General features: G+C 74.6%; 1 protein-coding gene. It reads left to right on the forward strand.

The window, feature by feature from the left end:
* On the forward strand, positions 1–1,767 hold a 1,767-nt coding region (locus C1I97_RS36285; protein ID WP_111007163.1), incomplete at its 5' end, for a Zn-binding domain-containing protein.
* Positions 1,768–1,918: the final 151 nt, after the last annotated feature.

Here is a 1,918-nt window from a genome sequence, read left to right on the forward strand (position 1 = left end):
CGGGGCGTCTTCGGCTCGCACGTCGCCCAGGTGCTGCGCCGCCTGCGCCGGCTGTGCGCGCGCTACGGCTCCTCGCCGGTCTTCCTGCTGGCCTCGGCGACCGCCGCCGAGCCCTCGGTGGCCGCCGGCCGCCTCACCGGTCTGCCCGTGGTCGAGGTGGCCGACGACGCCTCGCCCCGTGGTGAACTGGTGTTCGCCCTCTGGGAGCCCCCACTCACCGAACTGCAGGGCGAGAGGGGCGCGCCCGTCCGGCGCACCGCCACCGCCGAGACGGCCGACCTGCTGACCGACCTCACCCTGCAGGGCGTGCGCTCCGTCGCCTTCGTACGCTCCCGGCGCGGCGCCGAGCTGATCTCGGTGATCGCCCAGGAACGGCTGGCCGAGGCCGACCGGTCGCTGGCCCGGCGTGTCGCGGCCTACCGGGGCGGCTACCTGCCCGAGGAGCGCCGGGCCCTGGAACGCGCCCTGCACTCCGGCGAGCTGCTGGGCCTGGCCGCCACGACCGCCCTGGAACTGGGCGTGGACGTCTCCGGCCTGGACGCCGTACTGATCGCCGGCTACCCGGGCACCCGCGCGTCCCTGTGGCAGCAGGCGGGCCGCGCGGGCCGCTCCGGCCAGGGCGCCCTGGCGATCCTGATTGCCCGCGACGACCCGCTGGACACCTTCCTCGTCCACCACCCCCAGGCCCTGTTCGACCAGCCGGTCGAATCGACGGTCCTCGACCCCGACAACCCCTACGTCCTCGCCCCGCACCTGTGCGCGGCCGCCGCCGAGCTGCCGCTCACCGAGGAGGACGTCGAGCTGTTCGGACCCGCCTGCCCGGAGCTGCTGCCGCAGCTGGAGACCGCGAAGCTGCTGCGCCGGCGGACGAAGGCCTGGCACTGGACCCGCCGGGAGCGGGCCGCGGACCTCACCGACATCCGCGGCGAGGGCGGACGGCCGGTTCAGATCGTCGAGACCGGCACCGGGCGGCTGCTCGGCACGGTCGACGCGGGCGCCGCGCACACGACGGTGCACGAGGGCGCGGTCCACCTGCACCAGGGCCGTACGTATCTGGTGCGCTCCCTCGACCTGGACGACTCGGTCGCCCTGGTCGAGGAGGCACGCCCGCCGTACACGACGGTCGCCCGCGACACGACGGCGATCTCCGTCCTGGAGACGGACACCGCGGTCCCCTGGGGCGACGGCCGCCTGTGCTACGGGTCCGTCGAGGTCACCAACCAGGTGGTCTCCTTCCTGCGCCGGCGTCTGATCACCGGCGAAGTGCTGGGCGAGACGAAACTCGACCTCCCTCCTCGTACGCTGCGCACCCGCGCGGTGTGGTGGACGGTCACCGAGGACCAGCTCGACGAGGCCCGGATCCACCCGGAGATCCTCGGCGGCGCGCTGCACGCCGCCGAGCACGCCTCGATCGGCATGCTGCCCCTGTTCGCGACCTGCGACCGGTGGGACATCGGTGGTGTCTCCATCCCCCTGCACCCCGACACGCTGCTGCCCACGGTGTTCGTCTACGACGGCCACCCCGGCGGCGCGGGCTTCGCCGAGCGCGCCTTCCACACCGCCCGCGCCTGGCTCGCCGCCACCCGCGAGGCCATCGCCTCCTGCGAGTGCGATTCCGGCTGCCCGTCCTGCATCCAGTCCCCCAAGTGCGGCAACGGCAACGACCCACTGCACAAGCGGGGGGCCGTACGGCTGCTCACCGTGCTGCTGAAGGGGGCACCGGAGGAGGCAGAGGAGGCACCGGAGGAGAAGGAGAGCCGGGCTTAGCCCGCGGGGGTGACGGCGCCGTGGCCGGCGGGCCGCGGTCGTGGTGTGGCCACGAGAGCGGGCCTTCGCGGCGCGCGGCGAGGCCGGATCGCGGTGGGCACTCGAGGAACTGCAGGCCCGTATCACCAAGGGCGACCGGGACGGCGCACGC

Origin of the sequence: Streptomyces sp. NTH33 (assembly GCF_003236365.1) — a bacterium.
Taxonomy (GTDB): Bacteria; Actinomycetota; Actinomycetes; order Streptomycetales; family Streptomycetaceae; genus Streptomyces.